Here is a 9027-nt window from a genome sequence, read left to right on the forward strand (position 1 = left end):
AAAACAGGTACGCATGGTGGAATTCGCGTACAGAATTTAGGAAAGAATCGTCGATTGAAACGCGGATTGTGCAACTGACTCCTTGAAGCTACGCGCTAGCCGCTTCCGAACCCAGCGGCAGGAAATACTGCGTGCCTCGGATGGGCTCCGACAGACGCCGCAGCAGTTCCTGCAGATCCTGGTGGCGGTCGACGAAGTCAATGTCGTTGGTATTCACTACGAGCAGGTCTGACGCGGTGTAGTGAAAGAAGAAGTGCTCGTAAGCCTTGACGATCTCTTCGATGTAATCGTCGCTCACCGCCAACTCTCCTGGAGCGTTCTTACGTCGCAGGCGTTTCTTCAATACTTCCGGACTCGCCTGAAGATAAATCACGAGATCCGGAGTCGGTAGCTGCTCGCGAAAGTAGTTGTAGTAACGGTTATAGATACCAAGCTCGGCATCATTGAGGTTGATGCAGGCAAACAGCTTGTCTTTCTCGAAGATGTAGTCACAGACGATCGCTTTGTGCGGACTGCGCTCCAGGGCTCGCAGTTGGTCAAAGCGTGCCATCAGGAAGGCAAACTGCGCCTGGAAGCCGGCGCCCGGCTCGCCGTCATAAAAAGCAGCGAGAAATGGATTGTCCTCAGGTTCGGTGATGCGTTGCGCGTGGAGTCGGTCCGCGATAATGCCAGAAAGCGTGCTTTTGCCTACGCGGATCGGACCTTCCAGGGCTATGTAGCGGGGGGGATCGAAGAGCTTGGCCATAAACCAGGTCTGCTCGGAGCATAGCGTGGAGAAGGAAGCCGAGACAACGCCAAAATTTCCACCGATGACGAGGCGAACACCCATTCGGCTACGCTCAGGGCAGGCTCCGGTCACGAAGGCAACACAAGAGGTCACGAAGAAAACATGGTGTAAGGACCTGCGGCCGCCCTCGGCCGGGTGTTTGCATACGGCCCAAGTCCTCAAGAGGTCCCGAGCTTTCTCGGACCTCAAACGAAACCCGCGCGAGGGCGCGCGTCGGTCCTCCAATTCTTTTCTCTTCGTGACCTCCTCTGTTGCCTTCGTGACCTTCGTGTTCGCCTCGTCCGGGTCTGAATTAGGGAATAGCCGCAGCTCCCGACACTCCCGAGAACACACTCTCCGCACCACTCCCATCCACGGCAGTCAAGGAATAGTAGTAAGTCTGACCAGAAGCGACAGTCGAGTCGGTGTAAGCGAGGCCGCTCACTCCCGTAACAATCCGCGTGAAGTTCGCCGGCTGTGTTTGAACGCACGCTGCGGTTGAGATTGAGCAACGATAGACGTTGTAGGTCACGGTGGGAGTCGTGCTGGCAGTCCACCCAATCGCCACGTTTGCACTGCCAGTTCCCGACAAAGTCGGAGCAACGCTGTTCATGTTGGTCGCAACATTCACTGTTCCCGAAGCCGTCCCAGGCGAACCGGAAGCCGGAGCAAACGTCACGCTGGCCTGCGTGCTCTGACCTGCCGCAATTGTGAACGGTAGCGCAGGCAGACCGTTAATCGAGAATGGAGAACCTCCGCCGCCATTTTGAACAATGCTCTCCGATGTTACCGTCACACTGCTTCCAACTGCGTTCAGAGTCAAGGCCTGTGGCGCACTCGTCGTGCCGTCCATCACTTGACCGAAATTCACATTCGATGGAGCGATGTTGAGGCCGGCACCAGTTCCGGAGAGGTTGGCGGTTGAGAGTGTAGTGGTTCCGTTGTTAAGCGAGAGCTTTCCCGAAATGACACCCGTGGATCCAGGAGTAAGTGTGACAGCGAAGATAGCGCTCTTGCCTGAAGTAATCGTCAGAGGGAACGTAATTCCATTCAGTCCAAATCCGGGACCTGTCAGGGTGTCCCCAGTTACGGTCACATCTCCACCACTGGCGGTAAGCGTCGTTTGAATTTGGGCGGTTGAACCGACTCCAACAGTCCCGAAAGCGAAACTGGATGGATTCATAGAGAGCTGTCCCGAACCCGTGGCGAAGTTTATTGCGGCTACATTTGTGTTATTGACGGTGACAGATGCGCTCGGAGGCACAAAACTGAATGAGCTGTTGTGTGGTGTGAGCGTGTACGCTCCATTCGCCACAACAGTGAAGCTGTAGTTGCCACTCGTATCGGGCGTCGTTGTGGCGGTCGCCGCTCCGCTGAGGGTGATGGTTGTGCCGGCGATGCTGCTGGCGGGACTCACCGTGCCAGAGAGCGTGGCTGAAGTAGAGATCGTCATAGTTCCATTAGTACTTCCTACTGAGGCCGAAATTACAGATTGACCAATACCTGCGGCAAGGGCCACCGCGTTCGCGTTGAGGCTGACAGCCGCGGGATTGGACGAAGTCCAAACCGCGGAACTAGTGAGATTTTGCGTGCTCCCGTCGCTGTAGCTTCCGGTAGCAGTAAGTTGCTCGCTCGCACCCGCCACAAGAGACGGGCTGCCAGCGGTGACGGTGATTGATTGCACTGTGGCTGCCGTTACCGTGAGTGCAAAGCTGTTTGACACGATTCCGTTCTGGGAGGCAGTGATGTTGCTGGAGCCTAGCGCTCCGCCCGTGGCCAGACCACCGGTGCTGATGTTGACTGCTGCCGGACTTGAACTGGCCCAGGTTGCAGTGTTGGTCAGGTTCTGCGTCGTACCGTCGGTGAAGGTTCCGGTAGCGGTGAACTGAACGTTGGTGCCTTTCGCGATCGATGAACTGGTTGCGCTAATCGCGATCGATTGCAGTGTGGCCGCAGTTACTGAGAACGCAACGGTGTTGGAAGTAATCCCATTCTGCGTTGCCGTGATGTTGCTCGAACCAATGGCTACCCCACTGGCCAGACCGCCGGCGCTGATGTTGGCCGTCGCCGGATTCGAACTAGCCCAGGTTGCAGTGTTAGTCAGGTTCTGAGTCGTCCCGTCGGTGAAGGTTCCAGTGGCGGTGAACTGAACGCTAGTACCTTTGGCAATCGAGGAGGTCGATGCGCTGATCTTGATCGACTGAAGTGTTGCCGCCGTTACTGTCAGTGGAAAACTGTTAGAAGTGATCGTGCTTTGGGTTGCCGTGATGATGCTTGAACCGATGGCTACTCCACTGGCCAGACCGCTGGCGCTGACATTCGCCGTCGCGGGACTCGAACTCGTCCAGGTAGCGGTGTTGGTCAGGTCCTGAGTGGTTCCATCGGTGAAGGTGCCGGTCGCAGTGAACTGAACGCTCGTGCCCTTGGCAATTGAAGAACTGGATGCATTGATCGTGATCGACTGCAGTGTTGCTGCCGTTACTGTCAGGGCAAAACTGTTGGAGGTAATCCCATTCTGGGCCGCGCTGATGCTACTGGACCCCATGGTAAGGCCCGTCGCAAGGCCGCTGGCACTGATGTTGGCGGTTGCCGAATTCGAGCTCGTCCAAGTAGCAGAATTCGTCAGATTTTGCGTACTGCCATCGCTGAAGGTTCCCGTCGCAGTGAACTGAACGCTAGTGCCCTTGGCGATCGAGGAATTACTCGCGTTAATCGTGATCGACTGCAGAGCCGCAGCCGTTACAGTCAGGGCAAAGCTGTTGGAATTGATCCCGCTCTGACTTGCTGTGATGTTGCTGGCACCGATAGCCGCGCCGGTGGCAAGGCCAGTAGAGCTGATAGTGGCGGTTGCCAAGTTCGAGCTACTCCACGTGACAGTGTTCGTCAGATTCTGCGTGCTGCCATCGCTGAAAGTTCCCGTCGCAGTGAACTGAACGCTAGTGCCCTTGGCGATCGAGGAACTATTGGCACTGACATTGATCGACCGCAGCGTGGCCGCGGTGACGGTTAGCGCAGAGCTATTCGAGGTAATCCCGTTTTGGGTGGCCGTAATGTTAGTCGACCCGATAGCGGTTCCCATAACCAAGCCTGTGGCGCTGATGTTGGCCACCGTGGGATTGGAGCTAGCCCAGATAACAGCATTTGTCAGGTCTTGCGTGCTGCCGTCACTGAAGGTTCCGGTGGCCTTGTACTGCGCGCTGGTGCCTTTGGCGATTGAGGAATTGCTTGTGTTGATCGTGATTGACTGCAGCGTGGCTGCGGTCACTGTCAACGGCACCGGGTTGGACGTAATTCCACCTTGCGAAGCTGTGATGGTCGTCGATCCTGCGCCAACTCCGCTCGCCAAACCGCTTCCACTAACGATAGCCACGGACGTGTTTGAAGAGTTCCAGCTTGCAGAATTAGTCAGATTCTGCGTTGAGCCATCGCTAAACGTGCCGATCGCCGTGAACTGATCGCTGCTACCCTTCGCAATGGAGCCTGTGGCAGCACTGAGCGTGATCGATTGTAGTGTCGTTGTCGCCGTGAAGTTCGCCACAGGGCTCGAGGACTTATTAACAAATACGCTCTGGCTGGGCGGTTGGAAGCTTAGTCCCGCCTTGGCAGGTGTCACCGTGTAACTACCGTTGCCAAAAACAGTAAGCCTGTAATTACCATTCACGTCAGCAGTGGTAGCAGTTGCACTCGCAGCTCCACTTAGTGTCACTGTGGACCCGGCAGTAATGTTTCCCGGACTAAGAGTACCGGAAATTGTCTTAGACTTGTGCGGATTTCCCTGTCCTCCCACAACTGGTACAAGGGCTAAGAAGACGGAAAAAAGACACACTACGAGTAACTCGATTCTTGAAAATCGCAAAGCGCCACTCCTCAGTTGTGTGTTCTTGACCTGAGGTCAAGCGGCCAGAGTGTGGATTTTGTAAAGTTGTAAGTGGGATGGAAGAACTTGCTTCCTGGTCTTACCGAGTAAGCAAGCAGCTCTGCATTATCCCGATGAGGATTTTCGGGGACTTAGACAGCAGAGTAGATCGATTCTGTCCGGAGACTTGCTGGATGGAGGTCCTACTGCTTTCACAATCGGAGCACAACAACGGCGGGCTACAAAAAGAGATACGACACCTGACTGCACTTTGGGGGATTGCACAGCACCACTCCTTCTCAGTTGTGAAGTTTCTTGACCCAAGAGTCAAGCGGCCAGAGTGGATTTCATTTGCACAGAAGACACTTCTCCTGTCTGTTCATTGGCGAAACTCTTGAACGCCCTTTGAACGAAAACAAACCGCTACATCGCTACACGGTGCAAGCGGCATTCGATTCGGAACTATCAAGAATCGCAGTTATTTCTGTAACTTACGTACATCGCTTATCTTTCGAAATAAGACACATGACCACTAATAATTCGATTTTTAGAAGTCGCACAGCACGACTTCTTCTCAGTGACACAATTCTTGACACAGAGGTCGAGCGGCCAGAGTGGATTTTTCGCTAGCTTGTGTGGGAGAACTTGCTTCCCGGTCTAACAGTAAAGCAAACAACCTAGAACGGCCCCGTGGAAGATGCGCAGAAGTCGGGGGAGTGAGCGCATTGAAAGTGATCGTATGCGAGCGAATACAGCATGACAAGTGCCACTTGGTCATTGTCCGGTTTCACGAACGTATAGCCCAGATTTTCTCTGTGTATCAGCTCGCTGAAGAAGCAATTGCGTCGTCGCATTTGCGTTCGGTCCGTGAAAAGTTTTCATCATTTCTGTGAAAAGTTTTCATGATTTATTGCGCAACACGTTTGGAGTCCACTATGCGAGGATCTACGAAGATGAGCCCGTCGAGAGAAGTAAAAACACCGCAGTAGATCGATATTGTTTTCTAGAGCCCTCACTGCAAGGTCTTGTTAAGCTTCATTAGACGGGGTCGCCGAACGCCGTTCTGAGTTATGGCGTATGTCGTAGTAACAATTCGAGAAATTCTTGATGCCAAGGCATTCGATGAGTATGCGGAAAGAGTGCGCCCTATCCTGCGGAAAATATGACGGCTGGTGGGTGGCGATCGAACCACGGCACGTGACGCGAGCGAGCAAGTGGCCTTATGTGCGTACGGTAGTCGTAGAATTCCCGTCCATCGATCGAGCGCAACAGGTCCTAATCGGTCATTGTCCAATTTCGCGAACATTACTTGTCGCACAAATCTTAGGCGCTCTGGTCTCTATTCGTTTCTTGGACCTACTTCTTCTCAACTCTGGACGTTTGCAAGCAAGCTCCCCGTAATGGAGGCAATGAACTCTCTTGAGGTTGCATGGCATTCAAAGAGTCGCCCTGGCAGAAAGCCGGTCACGAGGTTGCGAAGCGATACAGCCAGACAGTTTTCCCATTGTCCGATCCAGCCAAGATATCGGGAGCGAAGGATGGCGCTGCGAGTTCTGCTAAAGCGCAGGGACTCATAAATGCGAAAAGCCTTCTCAACGCTTGCGTGAGCCCTTAAAGAGTTCGCCAGAAGGAAGGCATCTTCAAGCGCCATGCATGCCCCCTGTCCTAAATTGGGAGTCAGAGCGTGAGCAGCATCGCCAAGCAATGTCGTAGGCCCCAATCCCCAGCGCCGGAATGGCTTTAGGTCGCGCGCGTTGCTCATGAGAATCGCAGAAGAATCTGTTGCCACAATCAGATCCTGGATTGGTCGATGCCAGCCATTGAACATCCGCAAGATTTCAAGCTTGCGTTTCTCGCCGGTAAGTTGTGCGTCGAAGGCGTTGGCAGTTGCGTACCAGCAGACCTTGTTTTGCGCGATGGATAGCACGCCGAAGCGTTGGCCCGATCCCCAGGTTTCGCTGTTATCTCCCGGTACAAGATCGTCGGGCGCATCTGCGATTGCGCGGTAAATTAGGTATCCCCGGCTTAGCGGATCTCTGCTTCCGGACGCCATCGATCGCACTTGCGAATAAATGCCATCCGCGCCGACCAATCCATCGCAGAGAAACGTGCCGCCGTCTGCAAACTGCAAGCGCAGTTTCTCGCCCGCCGGTTGGATTTCAGTTAGCTCTTGCCCGAGGCGCAGATCTTCCAAGGGCAATTCTTCGGCAAGGATTCGAAGCAGATCCGCTCGGTGCAGACAGACGGCGGGAGTATCTGAATGCGCAGTTCCGATTTCCATGAGCGTCTTGCCTGCAGGCGAAAGCAGACGAAAATTCATGCCTCGCTGACCAGCATTCAGCACGCGCGGCAGCAGATCAAGCTGTTCCAGGACGCTGGTACCGTTCGGCCACAAACTCAAGCCAGCTCCTGCCTCACGCAGATATTCGCGACGCTCAAACAACACTGCCTGGAGGCCTACTCGCCTTAGACACACCGCGGCCGCAACGCCCCCAATGCCAGCGCCGATGATGGCTACTGTCTTGTTGATCATTGACTGGATATAGGTGTCTTGAACCCGACACACCGCAACTTGTTGCGAGGGGCGTCTCTCAAGCTAGAGCGCCGCTTTAACACAGCCCCTTTACAGGCTTGATTCATTCCAAACTGTCCGTTCGGATTCCCAAACGGGGACGTAAGCTTCGAACATCGGCGGCCATAGCACTCAGAGTAGTGCTTTTTGTCCGAGTTCCGCGTGCCGATCCCGGCCGATGGCGAGGAGACCGTGACATATATAGTGCATTACTCCTGGTAGCAAAAGACCCATCAGGCGAACACGAGGTCACTAAGGTGAAATAATGAGGTCACGGAGGTGAGACTGGAATTTCGTGACCTTCTTGTTTGACCTTCGTTGCCTTCGTGTTCGCCTCTCCGGTTCCTCTAAAATTGCCAAACTGTGATTTCAAAGCTGGGAATCGCCGGCGCGATCGCTGGAGCAAGCTATCTTGCCTATCACTGCTATTCGCCGGAGTCGCAACTCTACGGGAGAACGCTGACTCATCTCCACGATCCCAAACATCTGGCGCTCACTTACGATGATGGTCCAAACGATGTTCACACCGAACGACTGCTTGAAGTGCTCGCGCGACACGAGGCAAAGGCGACCTTCTTCCTGATTGGGCGCTTCGTCACTGCGCGTCCAAAGATTGCGCGGGCGATTGCCGACGCTGGGCATCTGCTTGCCAATCACACAGCCACGCATCCCAATCTTTTGTTTCTTTCGCGCGCGCAATTGCAGCGCCAACTCTCGGATTGCTCCAAGGCGATCGCCGACGCCACCGGGATCGAGACTCGCCACTTTCGTCCGCCATTTGGAGCGCGTCGCCCGGCGGTGTTACAGGTTGCACGCGAACTCGGGCTTGAGCCGGTGATGTGGAGTGTTACCTGCTATGACTGGCACAAGCGGGCGACGGCCGAGAGCGTGTTCAATCATGCCTGCAAGGGGATTGAGCGAAGCCATGCGCGCGCGCACATCGTCCTGCTGCACGACGGTAGTCATACCAGTTTGGGAAGCGACCGCAGCCACACGGTCGAGGCCACTGAACGTCTCCTCCAGCGGTACCGGAAGGAATACTCCTTCCGCCGCGTGGATGAAATTTAATTTGAAAATTGTCCCCCTTCTGGAATCTACTAGCGGACAAGCGCGGAGCACGGCTGTCCTCTCCAACAAGGGCTCGATCGCCCAGAAAGTTGAGGCGAGCCGTGGGAAAGTCGTTCATTCTTGTTTTAGCGACGAACATGAAGCGTCTTGGCTTCACGACAATGTATGAACAGAACTTCGTGCTGCAGTGGGTGATGTCGATCGGCGCAGCCGAAGAACTCGCCCGGCGCGAGCGCTTCGAGTTCGCCCTGGTTGGTTTGATTCCGATCCACCTCAGGCACTGGCATTTTGTCAGCGCCTGAAGAAAACCCAGCCGCTGACCCGCGTGATCTTCCTCAAAACCGCAGACGTGCCTCTCCCGGAGGATTTTTGCGCCGACTTGGTTCTGGAAGCAGCCCTCTCCGAGGATGAACTTGCCGCCTGCCTGCAAGACTACATCCGGATGTCGGCGTAGAGGTGCTTTTCACGAAGAGGTTCATATCCCGGGCACGGCTTGAGCGCAGCCTTGTTTTTACAAATGAACCTTCCTTAAATACTGTCATCCCTCAAAGCCGCTGAGGCAATGATGATGAACCCAAGAATCTAAAGCGGCTTTGGGGGATCTGCTGTTTGTCTCGAACTGAAAAACAGCAGGTCCCCCGCGCCGCACCGCTAGGCTTGGAGACACAACCGGCATCGCGGCGGAGCGTGATCCCATAACCACGACGGCTCCAGACGCCCGATACACTGTGGTTGCCTTACGACCAAGAGCTCGGGCGAAAGGAG

General features: G+C 54.8%; 5 protein-coding genes. 2 read left to right on the forward strand and 3 right to left on the reverse strand.

Annotation, left to right across the window (positions count from 1 at the left end):
* Nucleotides 1-88 precede the first annotated feature (88 nt).
* The 3 genes from VNX88_09370 to VNX88_09380 form a co-directional block, all read right to left on the reverse strand.
* Nucleotides 89-829, reverse strand: a complete 741-nt coding sequence (locus VNX88_09370; GenBank protein ID HWY68862.1) for a deoxynucleoside kinase — start codon at nt 827-829, stop codon at nt 89-91.
* Nucleotides 830-1079: 250 nt separating this feature from the next.
* Complete coding sequence (locus VNX88_09375) at nt 1080-4622, reverse strand: Ig-like domain-containing protein (protein ID HWY68863.1); 3543 nt, start codon at nt 4620-4622, stop codon at nt 1080-1082.
* A 1366-nt stretch (nt 4623-5988) separates the two neighbouring features.
* The gene (locus tag VNX88_09380; protein ID HWY68864.1) at nt 5989-7155 is read right to left on the reverse strand and encodes an FAD-dependent monooxygenase; all 1167 of its coding nucleotides are present in this window, start codon (nt 7153-7155) and stop codon (nt 5989-5991) included.
* Nucleotides 7156-7557: 402 nt separating this feature from the next.
* Between VNX88_09380 and VNX88_09385 the strand changes: the two genes are divergently transcribed.
* Nucleotides 7558-8262 (forward strand): polysaccharide deacetylase family protein, encoded by a 705-nt coding sequence (locus tag VNX88_09385; protein ID HWY68865.1) that lies wholly within the window; start codon nt 7558-7560, stop codon nt 8260-8262.
* Nucleotides 8263-8399: 137 nt separating this feature from the next.
* Nucleotides 8400-8564, forward strand: coding sequence for a hypothetical protein (locus VNX88_09390; protein ID HWY68866.1), 165 nt, complete (start codon nt 8400-8402; stop codon nt 8562-8564).
* The last annotated feature ends 463 nt before the right edge of the window (nt 8565-9027 follow it).

This window comes from Terriglobales bacterium, from assembly GCA_035567895.1.
GTDB lineage: Bacteria > Acidobacteriota > Terriglobia > Terriglobales > Acidobacteriaceae > Gp1-AA112.